Origin of the sequence: Roseibium algae (genome assembly GCF_037783265.1) — a bacterium.
GTDB classification, from domain to species: domain Bacteria; phylum Pseudomonadota; class Alphaproteobacteria; order Rhizobiales; family Stappiaceae; genus Roseibium; species Roseibium algae.
Window position 1 is genome coordinate 14,758 of the sequence record NZ_JBAKIA010000015.1, and the last position, 16,717, is coordinate 31,474.

The following is a 16,717-nucleotide window of genomic DNA, read 5'->3' on the forward strand; positions in this document are numbered from 1 at the left end:
ATTCTAAGGCCTTGAATCGCAAAGAGACTCAGCGCATCCCTCTGGAAACCTTGCGCAATTCCTTTCTAACAGACGCGAACAAGGCCGACGGCATAAACAGACTGGCTGCATGCAAAGTTAAAATAACTTCGGATACATCCCCGAAATCAGCCGCTCTAGCTGCTCTATTGGTCATCTCAACCAGTTCTGATGCATCTTCGGACAAGGCTTTCATGCCACGTGTCGCAGCTGACGTGTTAAGCCCGACCATAAATGCAAAGCCAAATATAAAGGCTGTGAATGCATAAATGTAAAAGTAACGACCGGATAATTTCATTGTTTTCAAGCCCCACCAAATTAACAAATCGTTAATAATAATGAGTCGTATAAAATTTTACAGAACCGCACAACTCTACAACTGTGTGGTGCAGGCCTTTTATTAGGTTATTATTAACATTAAAGGTAAACGAGACAGTGCTAGGTGCCAGGCTCGACAGGCTGCACATGCACTTGGCGTGTACGGAATTCTTGGGGAGATACACCGGTTTCCTTGCGAAAAACTCTTGAAAAATATGCAGGATCTTCATAACCAAGTTCATAACCGACCTGAGAGACACTGAGTTTGGAGAACGCCAAAAGTCGTTTTGCCTCCAAAACCAGTCGATCCCGAATGCTTTGGGTGGCGGTACGATCCATGAACAAGCGGCAATAGCGGTTCAACCTTTGGGTGGTCAGCCCCATTTGGTCAGCGTAAAAATCAGCACCCCGTTCAGCCCGGAAATTATCCTCAACCAAGGCCCGATACCGAAACAGCGAGAATTCGGGCGTTCTGTCCAGATCCGCAGGCTCAACCTTTCGTGAGAACAGATGAACCAGCACCAGCGCCAGCAAAGGACGATAGACATCCCTGCGCCGTTGACCACTGTCGAATTCAGCGGCCATTTCACCTAGATAAAACATAAGGCGCTGAAAGTCTGGCGGCTCTGTTTGGAAAACCAAGTTTCGCGCAGACCTTAAAGCTGTTCGCTCAGCTTCGCTGCGGTTCTCTTCCCGCCCCCCCAGATAATCAGAACTGAATGTGACCACATGTCCGCATGTGTCTGGCGTGAATGTCCAACCATGCACTGCCCCAGCAGGATTAAACACAACAGCGCCCGGCAAGACCTCATGCTCTCCCGCATCATCCACAAGACGCCCAACGCCTTCTGTGATCATCAGAATCTGGAACAAATATGCGTGGCTATGCGGCTCTAGCGACCATCCCAATGGCTGGGAGCGTGCGCGAATGGCCTCGATATGAAAGAAATCGAAATCATTTGCGGAATCCCCCTCGCCATAAAGGTGATATCGCGGAATTGTCGATGATAGGTCCATAGTGGAGTGTCACCTCCAACGCGAGATTGAACAAGCTGGAAAATCTAGCGAGCCGCAAAGCCTGAGAAGGCCCTGGAATTAACCGCGTGCGTGATGGGCATGCCAATGCCAGGCGATGTCTATCCGGCGGGTCAGCCAGGCTTTTTCATGTGAGGCTACATAGTCCATGAAACGCGCCAAAGCCGCTGCCCGGCCAGGTCTGCCAGCTAATCGGCAATGCAGGCCAATGTTCAGCATTTTCGGAGCCCCTGCCTCACCTTCGGCATAAAGGGTGTCAAAGGAATCCTTCAGATAGGTGAAAAACTGATCGCCGGAGTTGAAGCCCTGCACGGCGGCAAATCGCATGTCGTTTGTGTCGAGCGTATAGGGAATGACAAGATGATCACCTTCCGGGCCATCAACCCAATAAGGCAGGTCATCTGCATAGCTGTCGCTATCATAAAGAAAGCCTCCCTCTTCCATCACCAACTTTTGGGTCTGCATGGAACAGCGACCAGTGTACCAGCCCAGCGGGCGGGCGCCGGTTATTTCCTCGTGTATGCGGATGGCTTCGCGCATTTGCTCGCGCTCAAGCTCTTCCGGCATATCGGCATATTCGATCCATTTCAGGCCATGGGAAGCAATTTCCCAGTCGGCTTCCTTCATGGCTGCGACAACATCAGGATTGCGAGCCATCGCACTTGCCACACCATAGACGGTGACAGGGATAGAGCGCTCCGTAAACATTCTCCACAAACGCCAGAAACCAGCGCGAGATCCGTATTCGTAGATTGATTCCATATTCCAGTGACGTTTGCCCGGCCAAGACTGCGCACCCATGATTTCAGATAGAAAAGCCTCAGAGCCAGCATCACCATGAAGAATATTGTTTTCTCCACCTTCCTCGTAATTAATCACGAATTGGACAGCAATATTGGCACCACCAGGCCAAGCCGGGTTTGGCGCATTGCGACCGTAGCCAACCATATCGCGCGGGTAAGATGATGTCATATCACGGAAATCCTGATCAAACTGAGTTGACCTGAGAAAACCCCAACCCGCGCAATGTTGCAAGCGCACAATGGACGCAGGTCAAACCAAGGATCATGAATCCCTAGTTAGAAATAACAAATGCTTCAAATTTTAATGGATAGGTTTCCTCAACTTTAGAAAGAGGCGGCTTAAAAGCTGTCTCAACAAACAAACAAGGAAACATCTCATGAAACTGACATCAGCCGGACTGCTGTTCCTGCTCACGGCTGCCGCAATGACACTCTTCGTCGATTTCGAACGCGTGAATGCACATACGGCTGACAACATCATAAGCGCGCAACTTTCCAAGTAACCAATTTATCGCGAATTGGATTTGGATCAGCGGAAAAGCCTGCAAAAGCGCAACCACCGCCCCTTTGTTCAAGTCCCCGCAAAAGTCCCTTCACAAATAAGGGATACCTGCTCCACCCGAAAATCATGGCTGAGAAACGAGCGCCCCTCGGCGCAAGCCGCCAGTAATCGCTTTTTTTGCGATTGCCCTCCGGCCAGGCGCTCTTTCATCACAAAACTGTTATATCGATTGCGCATATATACAAACGATATATATAGAATAGATATCATGCTGGAACTATAGAGGCTCCAACCGGCAATATTCTGAATGCGAACGATCTGAAATGCGTCTATTGGGCTGGTGGCCTGCAGAACTCCTGAGAACCCGCTGCACTGACTGCGTTGAAATTGTCGGTTTGGGATTGCGCTGGACAGGGCAATCGAAAGAACACTGCCGATGATCATCCACCTGAGGAATATTGCATGAGCGTTCGTAGCCTCTGCTTGGCGATCCTCAGTTTTGGCGAAGCGACCGGGTATGAAATCCGCAAGGAATCCACCACGGGCCGGTTCAGTTATTTCGAGGACGCCAGCTTCGGATCGATCTACCCTGCGCTTGCCCGTCTGGAAACGGATGGGCTTGTCACCGTTCGCGAAGAACATAAGGACGGCAAGCCCACTCGGAAAGTCTATGCAATCACCGACGCAGGCCGCGAGAAATTCCTCGAGGACCTTATAGAACCGCAAGCTCCAGACAGCTTTAAGTCTCCATTTCTACTGGTGGCACTTTACGCTGAACAAGTTGGTCCGGAGGCGATCTCAAAGGCAATTGAAAACCGTCGCATCCAAATTCAAAATTCACTGGATTCGCTGACAATTCACAACACCCAGAGCTCACATGCCGGATCCAATTGGACCCGAGAGTACGGCATTGCCTGTATGACATTCAATTTGAATTACCTCGAATCCCATGCCGAGGCCCTTCTCAACATTGCTCGAGGCGCGCACAGCACCTCCCCTGCAGTTGCAGCCGCCGAGTAAACAAGACGACTTTCTGGAGTTATCTATGCGTTTGAATTTTTCATATGTTCTGGCCTTGGGCCTTGCCGCCGGCATCGGTGCCTGGATGTATTCCGGTACGGTTGTGATTGGTGGACGCGCCGACAGCCCAGATGCGGTTTTGCCGCCAGCTGAGCGACAAGATCCGGCCGCTGACGCACCGTTCCGCGTTGAGGTTATGCATCTTACCGCCAGCGAAAGAACAGCCGTACTTGATATCAGAGGCCGGACCGAGGCCAACGCCAAGGTCCAGGTACGCTCTGAAACCGCTGCAAAAGTAATTGACCGCCCTGCGCGTGAAGGTTCTCGCGTTTCTGCTGGCGACATCCTTTGTAAACTGGACAAGGGAACGCGCGAAGCAAGCGTCCTTGAAGCCAAGGCAATGGTTGCACAAGCCAAGCTGGATCACTCAGCTGCAACCCAGCTGCAAACCAAAGGCTTCACAGCCCAAACCCGGGTCGCACAGGTCCAGGCACAGCTCGATGCAGCAGATGCCCGCCTTCAGGAAGCCGAGTTGGAACTGCAACGGACTGTCATTCGCTCCCCGATTGACGGGATCACCGAAAGCCCTATGGCCAACATCGGTTCCCGGCTGAATATCGGGGATGTTTGCGCAAGCGTTGTCGATACGGATCCCATGACAGCCATCGGTCAGGTCTCGGAAATTGACATCGCGAAGATGACCATCGGGATGCCAGCCAAAGTTGAACTGGTCACCGGACAGACCTTTGAGGGCACAGTGCGCTATATTGCGCCAGCAGCTGATACGGACACACGCACATTCCGCATTGAAGTTGAAATTCCAAATCCTGACGGTCTGGCACGCGATGGTGTGACAGCTTTGACAACATTGTCTCTCGCGAGCGAAAAAGCCCACAAGATCAGCCCTGCCATTCTAACGCTGAATGATGCCGGATTGGTCGGCGTGCGCGGCGTCGATACGAACAACAAAACCGTATTCTACCCAGCAACCGTACTGGGCGGCGAAGAAGACGGTGTTTGGGTCAGCGGCCTGCCAAACGAGGTCACTGTCATCACGGTTGGCCAGGATTATGTCATTGATGGCGAGCTCGTGGATCCGGTGCTCAAAACTGCGGAGGCAACTCAATGATTGATATGCTCGAAGGCGTCCTGCGCCGACCGAAAACAGTCTTTGTGCTGATGCTGGCCCTGATTGTTGCCGGTGTCGCCACCTATATCGCCATTCCCAAGGAAGACACTCCGGACATCGATGTACCGGTTTTCTATGTCTCGATTTCCCAGCAAGGCATTTCACCTGAAGATGCCGAACGGCTGCTGGTGCGTCCCATGGAAACCCAGTTGCGAGGGCTTGATGGTCTCAAGGAACTGACAGCAATCGCCTCTGAGGGCCACGCTGGTATTGTTCTTGAGTTCGACATTTCATTCGACAAGGACGAAGCCCTTATTGATGTTCGCGACAAGGTCGACCGCGCCAAGAGCGAGTTGCCTGCAGATGCAGAAGAGCCGACGGTTTCGGAAACGAACCTCGCTCTTGTGCCCATCATCACCGTCGCCTTGTCTGGAAATATTCCCGAACGCACACTTTATCGACTTGCCCGCCGTCTCAAAGATCAGATCGAAGCCATTGACACCGTTCGTACGGCAGACCTCTCCGGACATAGGGAAGAACTGCTTGAAATCCTGATTGATACGGACAAGCTGGAGGCCTATTCGGTCAGTCAGCAGGACCTGTTCAACACACTGTCGCTTAACAACCAGCTTGTACCTGCTGGATACATTGATGGCGGCAAGGGTCGTTTCAACGTCAAGGTTCCAGGGTTGGTCGAAACCGCCGATGATATCTATTCATTGCCGGTCAAGCAGAACGGGGAAGCCCTTGTCACCCTTGGCGATGTTGCCGACATTCGGCGGACCTTCAAGGACGCCAGTAGCTATACCCGCGTAAACGGTCGTCCGGCGATTTCCCTGCAGATCACCAAACGTATCGGCACCAACGTAATCGATAACAACGTTGCCGTTCGCAATGTTGTTGAGGAAGCAGCAAAAGACTGGCCGTCTGCGGTTAAAGTCGACATTCTGCTTGATCAGTCGGCGAATATTTTCGAGATCCTAGGGTCGCTGCAATCCTCCATCCTGACTGCCATTTTCCTTGTCATGATCCTGGTGGTCGCGACGCTGGGCCTCAGGTCTGCCCTTCTGGTCGGCCTGGCAATTCCAACCTCATTCATGGTCGGCTTTGTCATCCTTGGCGGACTTGGATACACGGTCAACACGATGGTCATGTTTGGCCTTGTGCTGACCGTCGGACTTCTGGTCGATGGTGCGATCGTCATGACAGAATATGCCGACCGCAAGATCTCAGAAGGAATGGAAGACCGGGAAGCGTATATCCGAGCGGCCCGTCTGATGTTCTGGCCAATCGTTTCCTCGACTGCGACAACCCTTGTCGCCTTCCTCCCCATGCTGTTGTGGCCAGGGGTGGCGGGCGAGTTCATGAGCTACCTGCCAATCATGGTCATCATAGTCCTGTCCGCCTCGCTGCTGACAGCCATGGTGTTCCTGCCCGTCTCGGGGGGCATCTTTGCACAGGTGTCTCATTTCATGGGTCGCCATGCAACGATACTTCTATCGTTGGTGTTCGGCTTAGTCGCAGCCATTATCGTTCTAAATGCGCCTGACCTGCCTGTGATGTTCACCGGCCTAGTTCTCTACCTGGCAGCTTTCGTTGCCTTCGCGGTGGTCGGGATAGCATCCTTTTACGTACTCAGACCCTTTGTTCGTTGGTCACAAGCCCGAGCGCAAAAGCGATTTGAAGCTGAGCGCACAGAAGCACAGGCCCTATCGGGAGATAACACCTTTGATGTCAAGAAGATCAAGGGTGTCACCGGTCTCTATGTCCGGTTCCTGAAACTGCTCGCTGGCAATCCAATCGGCAACGTCGTCACCATTGTCGTGATGATCGGCGGCTGCTTCATGATCTTCACGACTTTCGCATCCAACCCGACCGGCGTGGAATTCTTCGTGGATGAAGAACCGGATCAGGCCATCGTACTGGTATCTGCGCGCGGTAATCTGTCCGCTGCGGAATCCCGCGATCTGGTACTGCAAGTTGAACACCAGGTGCTCCAGATTCCAGGCGTTGAAAATGTCGTCACATCGGCCTCCGCTCCTGGCGGCGGCGGTGGCAGCAGCATCGATGGCGTCCAGGACAAGCCGGCTGACGTCATAGGCCAGTTGCAGCTGGAATTGGCAAACTTCTGTTGCCGTCCTGAAGCCAAGGTAATCTTTGCCGAAATCCGCGAACGCACAGCATCTCTGCCGGGCATCAAAGTGGAAACTCGCAAGATTGAAGGCGGTCCGCCAACTGGCAAGGACATTCAGCTAGAAATGAGGTCCACCGACTACGATACATTGGTGGAACAGGTTGCACGCGTTCGTGCCCACCTTAACAACATGACCGGCCTTCTGGATCAGGAAGACAGCCGTCCTCTACCGGGCATCGAGTGGCAGATTGACATAGACCGTGAACAGGCAGGTCGCTACAAGGCTGATATTGCAGCGGTTGGATCAATGGTCCAGTTGGTCACCAATGGTGTCCTGATCGGCAAATATCGTCCAACAGACAGTGAAGACGAAGTCGACATTCGGGTTCGCCTGCCAGATGCCGAGCGTACGCTTGACCGGTTTGACCAGATGCGGCTTCAAACTCCACTCGGGCTGGTTCCACTGGCCAATTTCGTTGATAGGACTCCTGCTCGCAAAGTGTCATCAATCACCCGTCGTGATGGCCTTTATTCCATGATGCTGAAAGCCTCTGTTGATCCGTCCTCCGGTGCCCTGCCTGATGACAAGGTCAAGGAACTCGACGCATGGATCAAGGCGCAGACCTTTCCTGACAATATCTACATCAAATTTCGCGGTGCAGATGAAGATCAGCAAGAATCCGGTGCCTTTCTTGTGAAGGCAATGATCGGATCCCTGTTCTTGATGTTCCTGATCCTCTTGACCCAGTTCAATTCATTCTACCAAACGGTCCTCACGCTCTCGACCGTTGTACTGTCGGCAATGGGCGTTCTTCTGGGATTGATAATCACCGGACAGAAGTTCTCGATCATCATGACCGGGACAGGTGTCGTGGCCTTGGCTGGTATCGTGGTGAACAACGCCATCGTCCTGATAGACACATACAACCGGTTCCGCGAGGACGGCCTGGAACCACTGGATGCCATCCTGAAAACCTCGGCTCAGAGAATTCGGCCGATCCTGCTGACCACAATCACGACCATTGCCGGTCTTATTCCGATGGCAACGCAGATCAACTTTGACTTCTTCAATCAGGTCACTGCCTACGGCGGCATTACATCAGTCTGGTGGGTTCAGCTGTCGACGGCGGTCATCTCAGGCCTCGCCTTCTCGACGATCCTGACCTTGGTGATGATACCGGTGATGATTGCCCTACCAAGCGTCTGGGTCAGAACATGGCTGCGCATTTGGAACCGGAAATCGAAACAACCCCTTGCCACATCTCAAGTAAGTGGTAGCGGAGGTCAGAACAATGACGACATTGTTCCGGACGGCAAGCCATCTAAGCCTATGCAAGAAGACCGGCCTGCTGCCAAGGTGGTTCAAATCGAAAAACGCCCCACTGAGCCAACCAGGCAGGACGAGCTGCCCCACGCAGCTGAATAGCATCCCCCTCAAGCGCCGGCATAACCCGGCGCTTGAGGCATATTTGAAGACACGAAAACCACATCGTTCATGCGAATATATTTGACGTTCAGCTTTCCAGCTGTCGCTCACGCAAAACAATAAAAACACCCGACATGATAATAATCCCCGCCCCGATGTAGGTGGCAAGATCCGGGATCTCATCCCAGAGCATCCAGCCCAGGATGGTTGCCCAAATCAAGGCGCTATAATCAAATGGCGCGACCACTGAGGCCGGTGCGAACCGGAAAGCCTGAGTCATCAAGGTAATGCCCGCTGTACCAAACAGCGCAATGGCAAAAAACAGCCAAATGTCGTCAGTCCGAATGTCCGTCCAGAACAATGGCGCCAGGAAAGCACTCAGCAAGGCCCCTGTCGCCACGAGATAGAACATAAGTGTCCACACGCTTTCCCGTTGATCTACCCACCGTGCACTGATCATAAGCATGGCGTATAAAAATGCCGTCGCAAGAGGAAACAGCGATACCATCTGAAAGGTTGCCGTTCCGGGTCGAACCACAACGAGCACTCCCAAAAATCCGACAAGCACTGCCAGCCAGCGCCGCCAGCCAACGTGCTCCCTCAATATAAGCGCTGACAAAGCCGTAACAAAAACCGGAGCAATAAACACAAGCGCCGTTGCTTCGGCCAGACCAAGATAGCTCAGACCCGAGAAGAACAGGGTCGCGGCTCCAAGCCAGAGAATGCCCCTTAGGAGATGTGCGGTCGGCCGGTAAGTTCGAAACGCCTGAACGCCGCCCATCTTAAGCGCAATTAGAGCTGCGAATGGTAATGCAATGATGCTGCGCAGGAATAGGATCTGAAGGGGCGCATAACCTGCCGTCAATGTCTTGGCGATGGCATCATTGATGCAAAGGCATAGAACTCCCGCGCACATCAACAAAATACCAACGCTCGCTTGTGACCTGGCGCGCCCCTTAACCTCAGCCATCACCATTGCCCCTAAAGTCCAAATGCTTGAAAACTCCAGTCAGCTGATCAGCATCCGTCAGAGGCAACAAGCCCGGTTGGGTGATTTTTGGTTCGCACAGCATCTGATTATGAAAAGGGCCGGATCAAAAGCCCAACGCGCTCCTACCATGAATCGCTGATCAACAATCTCCAAACATTTCGCCGCAGTAAAGCTGCGCAGTCCGGCTTCAAATTTTTACCTTGCTAGGTCACTTTTTCAGCCATATAGTTGCACATTACAACTAAATGGATCAATCATGACTGTTTATTCCCCTGATCTCATTGCCTCTATCCGAAAAGCCTCCCGCGAGTTGGTTCGCGAGCACGGTTTTTTGAAGCCAACGCTGGCAGGAACGGAGCTGTCTCCTTCAGCCGTTCACACAATTCTGGAGATCGGGCAGGAAGGATACCTGACCGCTAAAGACCTATCACGAAGACTGAATCTGGAAAAATCCACAGTAAGCCGGATGCTGTTGGCACTGGAACAGCGCGGTGAAATCACAAAGACCCGTCAGGAAACCGATGCCCGCTCTCATAATCTCAGCCTGACACCTAAAGGACGGGACACCTTCAAGGCCGTAACGGCTTATGGAGAGACCATGGTCAAATCCGCACTGCCGCATTTGGCAGGTGCAACGGCAGCAGATCTAGAGCGCCTTCTCAGCGCCTATGCCAATGCCTTGAAAGAGGTTCGGACAGGCCAGACGGCAAAGACACAGGAAAAGACGATCGGTGGCGCAGATAGTTTTAAGATCGTAGAAGGCTATCAAACAGGAATGATCGGCGACATCGCAGCGCTCCACGCCCGAACCCACGGGTCTGTCATCGGCAATGGTCCGACTTTCGAAAGCCTCGTTTCAAAAGCTATGGCGGAGTTTGTTCAAAGGCTCGCAAGCCCTCTCAACAACAGCTGGAGCGTTGTTGTGGAAGGCCAGATCATTGGCTCGGTAACCATTGATGGCGAAGACCTCAGCGGTAACATTGCCCATTTGCGTTGGTTCATCCTGTCAGAACGCCTCCGCGGCAAAGGCTTGGGTCGCAGACTTCTGGACAAGGCCCTCAGCCACTGCGATGCGCATGGCTTCAACGAGATCCATCTGTGGACCGTGAAAGGCCTCGATGCCGCCAGAAAGCTCTATGAGCAAAACGGCTTTGCTCTCGTCGATGAATACGATGGAGATCAGTGGGGCAAGTCCATCACCGAACAAAAGTTCATCCGGCATCGGCTCTCTTAATCTCAAAATTCAGCATTTAAGTGGGCTGGAATTCCGATTTGAAAGGCATCCTCGAACGCACCTACCCCGCGTCATGCTTGTCCCGGTCGCCAAGGTGGTCCAGGTCGGTGTCTTCACAGTCATCATCATCCCCGGCAGCAAGTGTCTTGTCGCCTTGAAGATACTTTTGATGGGAGCGCCAGGCGAAGGGAATAGACACGAGATAAAGCGCCGACCCAAGCGACAGCATGCGGAACGGATAACTGACAGTGAGCGCGACAAGAAGCACAGCACCGACGAACAGCGGCAGCACATAATCGCGCCGCACTCGGGTTCCAACCCGTTTGCCTGAAAAGGTCGGCAGGCGGCTGATCATCAGGAATGCGACGGCGATCACATAGAGTGCAACGCCGGGCGCAAACTCTGGCCAATGCGGCAAAACGCCCAGAAATTCCCAGTAGATCGGCATCAAAACGATCAGCGCACCGGCGGGAGCTGGCACACCGGTAAAGAAGTTGGCGGCCCAAGCGGGCTTGTCCGGATCATCCAGAGCCACATTGAACCTTGCAAGGCGCAAAGATGCAGAAATGGCAAAGACAAGCGACGCGATCCAGCCCAGGGACCCGGCTTCATTCAGGATCCAGACGTAGAGCATCAAGGCCGGAGTGACACCAAAGTTGACGAAATCAGCAAGCGAATCCAGCTCTGCGCCAAAGCGCGACGTGCCCTTGAGCATCCGAGCCAAACGCCCGTCAAGCGCATCCAGTACAGCTGCGACCAAGACAGCCCCAATGGCAAACTCCCAGCGGCCCTCGAAGGCCATGCGGATGGCCGTCAACCCGGAGCACAGAGCCATCAATGTGACCATGTTGGGCAGGATCAACCGCAGAGGCACCCGGCGAAACCGTGGCGGGCGTTTGGTTTTTTGAGCGTACGAACTGTCATTCGTCTTGGCCTTGGCATAGGCCACGCCGTCAGGTGTCGAGCTTTTTGGCACTGCATCTTGCGGGAAATCGTCCAAAGCCCTGCCCTCAGCTGACGCGGGTCAGAGGCTGACCCTTGCCACCAGCATCGGCAAGATTTGCCAGCACTGTTTCTCCGGCCACCATGGTCTGTCCGATGGCAACACGAGGAACCGTTCCGTCTGGAAAATAGACATCAAGACGCGACCCAAAACGGATTAGACCGAAGCGCTCTCCGCCAGAGATATTCTCACCTTCGCGCACAAAGCATACAATACGGCGGGCAACCAGACCTGCGATCTGGACTACGCCAATGCGTGTATCGCCGCGCTCGATCACAAGACCATTGCGTTCGTTGTCATCGCTCGCCTTGTCCAACTCCGCGTTGAGAAATTTGCCTGCACGATAAGCCACCCGCGTGATCTTGCCACCGATTGGCGCGCGGTTAACATGGCAATTGAACACATTCATGAAGATCGAAATCCGCATCATTGGCTCGCTGCCCAGCTCCAGCTCTTCTGGCGGGCGAACCGGACCAACCTGGCTGACAACACCATCAGCTGGTGAGACGACAAGATCATCATCAACAGGCGTTACGCGTGCCGGATCGCGGAAGAAATAACAGACCCAACCTGTCAGGATCAGACCAATCCAGAACAACGGGTCAACGAACCAACCGACGACCACTGTTGCGGCCAGAGCGATAGCGATAAAAGGCCAGCCTTCGCGGTGAATGGGGACAAAGGCCTTGGTAACGGAATCAACAAGCGACATGGTCTTCTTCCAACATCTCAGATCCTCACCGCTGCAATTCCGGCGGGATGATTCATATACTTTGGCGAAATGCTACAGTCAGCACCTTCGCTCGTAGCTTCGCTTCTAGTCGGTTTTAGCCTGCAAGAGAACCGTTTTCAGCCTCTCCAGGGCAATAATACCGCAAGATTACTGATTGCACTCAGGACCAATCCACGTTCGCTTGCCCCGTATTCCCGGATATCTTTTGACGGGCTGAAATGCCTGCCCCAAGAAATCTGGTTTACGGGACACTTCTGGTCGCCAAAGGATACGGTGCGACCTTCGTCTTTAATCGGCACTTCAAATCCTTTGGCGGAGATGAAATCGACACAGGGGCCATTCTCATTGCCGCGATGATTGGCCCCTTGATCAGCGTTTCTTCTATTGTATGGAGCTCCGCCAGAATTGGCGCGGCGACCTTGGACGGGATTGGGGCCCTTTTCCTCAGTCTGGGCTTCACGAATATGATGGCCGGAGTTGGTCTGAGCACGTTCATTGCGGAATTCATGCTGGACCAGTTGGACGTTTCAACATCGCTTTTCTTTGGCGGCGTTGCGACTGCCTGTCTGCTTACTGCCGGTTTGCTGTTCCTATTTGAAAACCGCAGCCCAGTTGCAAGGACATCTGGAACCATTTCACCGTGGGGCCGGTCCATTGGACAGATTTCAGCCAGCACATCGCGGTTTCCCATTATCATGGTGGCACTGGGGGCTGGCGTCTTCAGCGGAGCAATGACATTTCAGTCTACCCTGATCGAGAATACGCCTCTCACGGAAGGCACATTCTTCGTAGCATATGCAATCACAGTTGTGATTGCCAGCTGGTTTCCTGCCCGCCTGGTGACTGATTATTCGTCAAGGGTAGCCGTTCCGCTTTTGCTGGTGATCATGACCGCCGGCGCGGCTGTACTCTCTGCGCTTGCCTATGGTGTGGCCGCGCAGATTGTTTCTGCCGTCCTGCTCGGCATCGGATATGGCCTGGTCTATCCGTTGATCCAGGCCCAAGCCGTGAATGACGCGCCGGGCAAAACCCATCAAAACGCCGCCCTGACATGGTTCGTGCTGTGGTATTTGTCGGAGTGTTCGGCTTTCCGCTGATTGGGGGCTGGATCATTGTTCATGTTGGAATCGCCGCCTTTGTATCAACAATTGTAGGCTTGGGGTGCCTGGATTCCTGCTCAGCCTACAGCGAAACCGGCAGCACTTGGCCTGACAACACCTCAGTCCAAATCGCTCACTGGCACGCTGATACGATAGTCAGTATCCCAATAAGGAGGTCGACCGTATTTGGACTGCAAGAAATCAATAAAGGCAGACACTTTGGGAGATGTATATTTTCCAGGGGGATAGACGGCACAAATATCGCCAGTGCGTGCGATCGGATAATCGTTCATCACAGACACCAGCCGCCCATCTCTCAATTCCTCCCACACATGAGAGATAGATTTGACGCTCAGGCCCAGACCATGGAGAGTCGCGTCATAGGAAAAATCGCCGCTATCGCCATGGATCGAATAAGCCACGCGATGGACAATCTCTCCATCCGGCCCATCGAAATACCAAATCGGCATGGCTTCAACGCCAATACAGTCATGATTGATCAGATCCGAAGGCGATCTGGGCTGGCCTTTTCTCTCAATGTAAGCAGGAGAAGCGCACAGCACCCGCTGATCGCTACCAAGCCGCCGCGCCATGAGAGAAGAATCCGGCATCGGAGCGCCTCGGATCGCCATATCGTATCCCTCGCCAATAATGTCGACGATGCGGTCCGTACAATCAATCGCAATTCGAAGATCAGGGTAGAATTCCCTGAATTCCCCAAGATGCGGCAGCACATGTTTTCGGCCAAAGAACATGTTGGATGAAATCCGTAAAACACCACTAGGCGCTGCATTGACGGCTTCCAGCTGCTCAAATGCGGCATCCATTTGCGCCAGAGCAATCCCGGCATGATCCAACAGCACCTGCCCCGCCTCGGTCAAGACAAGGCTGCGTGTGGTTCGTGCAAAAAGCTGCACTGCCAACTCGCGCTCAAGACTGGTCAACCGTGAACTTGCCGCGGACGGCGACAGCCCAAACTCCCGTCCTGCCGCAGACAGGTTTCCGAGCGCTGCAACACGTGTGAAAAAACGAAGATCCTCAAGCCGCATTATCCCAAAACTCCGAAAGGTCTTCGAGAAACAAGCCTGATTATATCATCATTCGAAATATGAGAAAGTCCCTTCACCACAGAAGGAGACGACCATGTTGCACACAGGTGACAAATACGTACGCATCGGGAGACACCTGCGCCATCAAGCAATCAGGACATTTATCATAACTGTTTTACATCTTCTCGGCCTGCTGCCAGCGAAGAACAATCCAAAACAATCTGACAACGACCCAAGTTCCTGCCCCAATCAAAGCGCCAGAAAGGTAGGCCCATCTGAACCGGAGCTAAAACCGGCTGCAGGCTCATGAGTGCGCCACCTAGACAGGCTCTCCTGCACGAGGACCACGCTGAATAACGCCCAGCTCGTCAGCTTCCTTTGCCGCTCGCAGACGCGCTTCGGCCTCATCAGCCTCGCGCTGACGGGCCCACATAGAGGTGTAGAGACCGTCCTTGGCCAGCAACTCGGTATGGGTTCCGCGCTCGGCGATCTCACCGGCGGCCAGCACAATGATCTGATCGACATTGACCACGGTCGACAGACGGTGGGCAATCACCAGGGTTGTGCGGTTCTTTGACACCTGATCAAGAGCGGCCTGAATCTCTCGCTCTGTGTGCGTATCCAGAGCGGACGTCGCTTCATCCAGGATCAGGATCGGAGGTGATTTCAGGATCGTGCGGGCAATGGCAACGCGCTGTTTTTCACCGCCGGACAGTTTGAGACCTCTCTCGCCGACTTCTGCCTGATAGCCATCTGGCAGCCTCTCGATGAAGTCATGGATCTGCGCCATGCGCGCCGCTTCCCGAACCTCTTCGTCGGTTGCATCCGGACGGCCATAGCGAATATTATAGGCAATGGTGTCATTGAACAGGACTGTGTCCTGCGGCACCATGCCGATGGCATCGCGGACGCTCTTTTGCGCAACATCGCGCACATCCTGCCCATCAATCAAAACGGCACCGCCCGTCACATCATAAAAGCGGAACAGCAGGCGTGAGATGGTCGATTTACCCGCACCGGATGGACCAACGATGGCGACCGACTTGCCAGCCGGCACTTCAAAATCAATGCCTTTCAGGATCGGACGATTGGCATCGTAGTGGAAATGCACGTCGTCAAAAACGATACGCCCTTCCACGGCCTTAAGATTAGGCGCATCAGGCTTGTCCTTAATCTCGGCAGGTACGCCCAGCAGATCAAACATGCTCTCGATATCGGCAAGGCCCTGGCGAATTTCGCGATAAATAAAGCCGATGAAATTCAATGGAATGGAGATCTGCATCAAAAGTGCGTTGATCAGAACGAAATCGCCGATCGTCTGGGTTCCGTCCATCACAGCCCAGGCGGACAGCACCATACATGCGCCCATGCCTATGCTGAGAATGACTGTCTGGCCAAAATTCAACCAGGCCAGCGATGTCCAGGTTTTGGTCGCCGCTGTCTCGTATTTCTCCATCGACACATCAAAGCGGGCCGCCTCCATGTCCTCATTGCCGAAATATTTGACCGTCTCGAAATTCAACAGGCTGTCAATGGCCTTGGAATTGGCCTCTGTGTCGCTGTCATTCATCTGACGGCGAATAGCGATGCGCCAATTGGAAGCCTTGATGGTGAACCACACATAGGCAACGATCATACCAGCAACAATCAGCAGATAATCCAGCCCGAACTGCCACCAGATCACCACCGCCATAATGGCAAATTCCAGCACTGTCGGGATGCCGTTCAGGATTGTGAAGCGGACGATGGCTTCAATACCCTTGACCCCACGCTCAATGACACGGGACAAACCGCCCGTACGTCGCGCCAGATGAAAGCGAAGAGACAGTCTGTGCAAATGCCGGAAGGTGATGTTGGACAGTTGACGTACAGCATGCTGACCAACACGCGCAAAAAGGGCATCGCGCAGCTGGTTGAAACCGACGGCCAAAACACGCGTCGCATTGTAAGCTAGTACAAGCATGACTGGCGCAATCAGGAACGCAGGAAGATTGTTCGTCTCACCAGTCAGCGCATCCGTCGACCAAGCGAAGAAATACGGCGAGAACACAGTGACAATCTTGGCAATCACAAGAGCGACGACCGCCCACATCACCCGCTTTTTCAGGTCTGGCCTGTCGTCTGGCCAAATATAGGGCCACAGATTAATCAATGTGCTGAAGGTTGACCCTTCGTCTGCACTCACAGGCTTATCCGGTGAGACCGTTTCCCCGGGTATGTCT

At 53.5% G+C, this 16,717-nt stretch carries 13 protein-coding genes and 1 pseudogene; 6 read left to right on the forward strand and 8 right to left on the reverse strand.

Annotated elements, in window-relative coordinates:
- Positions 1–28: 28 nt before the first annotated feature.
- The 3 genes and pseudogenes from V6575_RS18300 to puuE form a co-directional block, all read right to left on the reverse strand.
- A complete protein-coding gene (locus V6575_RS18300; protein WP_340276387.1) occupies positions 29–325 on the reverse strand; it encodes a hypothetical protein in 297 nt (98 codons plus the stop codon).
- A gap of 131 nt (positions 326–456) precedes the next feature.
- Positions 457–1,353: a helix-turn-helix domain-containing protein gene (locus tag V6575_RS18305; RefSeq protein ID WP_340276389.1), complete on the reverse strand. Its 897-nt coding sequence runs from the start codon at positions 1,351–1,353 to the stop codon at positions 457–459.
- 90 nt (positions 1,354–1,443) lie between these two features.
- Positions 1,444–2,343 (reverse strand): annotated as a pseudogene (gene puuE, locus V6575_RS18310) (allantoinase PuuE); the annotation flags it as partial.
- Between the two features lie 208 nt (positions 2,344–2,551).
- Between puuE and V6575_RS18315 the strand changes: the two are divergent.
- The 4 genes from V6575_RS18315 (at position 2,552) to V6575_RS18330 (ending at position 8,385) form a co-directional block, all read left to right on the forward strand.
- The gene (locus V6575_RS18315; protein ID WP_340276390.1) at positions 2,552–2,677 is read left to right on the forward strand and encodes a hypothetical protein; all 126 of its coding nucleotides are present in this window, start codon (positions 2,552–2,554) and stop codon (positions 2,675–2,677) included.
- Positions 2,678–3,138: 461 nt separating this feature from the next.
- Complete coding sequence (locus V6575_RS18320) at positions 3,139–3,696, forward strand: PadR family transcriptional regulator (RefSeq protein WP_340276392.1); 558 nt, start codon at positions 3,139–3,141, stop codon at positions 3,694–3,696.
- 25 nt (positions 3,697–3,721) lie between these two features.
- The gene (locus tag V6575_RS18325) at positions 3,722–4,825 is read left to right on the forward strand and encodes an efflux RND transporter periplasmic adaptor subunit (protein WP_340276394.1); all 1,104 of its coding nucleotides are present in this window, start codon (positions 3,722–3,724) and stop codon (positions 4,823–4,825) included.
- Positions 4,822–8,385: an efflux RND transporter permease subunit gene (locus tag V6575_RS18330; protein WP_340276395.1), complete on the forward strand. Its 3,564-nt coding sequence runs from the start codon at positions 4,822–4,824 to the stop codon at positions 8,383–8,385. The genes V6575_RS18325 and V6575_RS18330 overlap by 4 nt, the downstream gene beginning before the upstream one ends.
- Before the next feature lie 88 nt (positions 8,386–8,473).
- Here V6575_RS18330 and V6575_RS18335 read toward each other — a convergent pair whose 3' ends face one another.
- Positions 8,474–9,355, reverse strand: coding sequence for a DMT family transporter (locus tag V6575_RS18335; protein ID WP_340276396.1), 882 nt, complete (start codon positions 9,353–9,355; stop codon positions 8,474–8,476).
- A 277-nt stretch (positions 9,356–9,632) separates the two neighbouring features.
- Between V6575_RS18335 and V6575_RS18340 the strand changes: the two genes are divergently transcribed.
- Positions 9,633–10,610: a bifunctional helix-turn-helix transcriptional regulator/GNAT family N-acetyltransferase gene (locus V6575_RS18340; RefSeq protein WP_340276397.1), complete on the forward strand. Its 978-nt coding sequence runs from the start codon at positions 9,633–9,635 to the stop codon at positions 10,608–10,610.
- Between the two features lie 61 nt (positions 10,611–10,671).
- Here V6575_RS18340 and V6575_RS18345 read toward each other — a convergent pair whose 3' ends face one another.
- Both V6575_RS18345 and V6575_RS18350 read right to left on the reverse strand, forming a co-directional pair.
- On the reverse strand, positions 10,672–11,484 hold the full coding sequence (locus tag V6575_RS18345; RefSeq protein WP_340276538.1) for a CDP-alcohol phosphatidyltransferase family protein: 813 nt from the start codon (positions 11,482–11,484) through the stop codon (positions 10,672–10,674).
- Positions 11,485–11,620: 136 nt separating this feature from the next.
- Complete coding sequence (locus V6575_RS18350; RefSeq protein ID WP_340276398.1) at positions 11,621–12,325, reverse strand: phosphatidylserine decarboxylase; 705 nt, start codon at positions 12,323–12,325, stop codon at positions 11,621–11,623.
- 239 nt (positions 12,326–12,564) lie between these two features.
- On the opposite strand from V6575_RS18350, the gene V6575_RS18355 reads away from it, so the two are divergent.
- Positions 12,565–13,443, forward strand: coding sequence for an MFS transporter (locus V6575_RS18355; RefSeq protein WP_340276400.1), 879 nt, complete (start codon positions 12,565–12,567; stop codon positions 13,441–13,443).
- A gap of 122 nt (positions 13,444–13,565) precedes the next feature.
- On the opposite strand, the gene V6575_RS18360 is transcribed toward V6575_RS18355, so the two are convergent.
- Positions 13,566–14,495 carry a LysR family transcriptional regulator gene (locus V6575_RS18360; RefSeq protein ID WP_340276402.1) on the reverse strand — a complete coding sequence of 310 codons (930 nt, stop codon included), beginning with the start codon at positions 14,493–14,495 and terminating at the stop codon, positions 13,566–13,568.
- 319 nt (positions 14,496–14,814) lie between these two features.
- The gene (locus V6575_RS18365; protein WP_422785605.1) at positions 14,815–16,680 is read right to left on the reverse strand and encodes an ABCB family ABC transporter ATP-binding protein/permease; all 1,866 of its coding nucleotides are present in this window, start codon (positions 16,678–16,680) and stop codon (positions 14,815–14,817) included.
- Between the last annotated feature and the right edge of the window lie 37 nt (positions 16,681–16,717).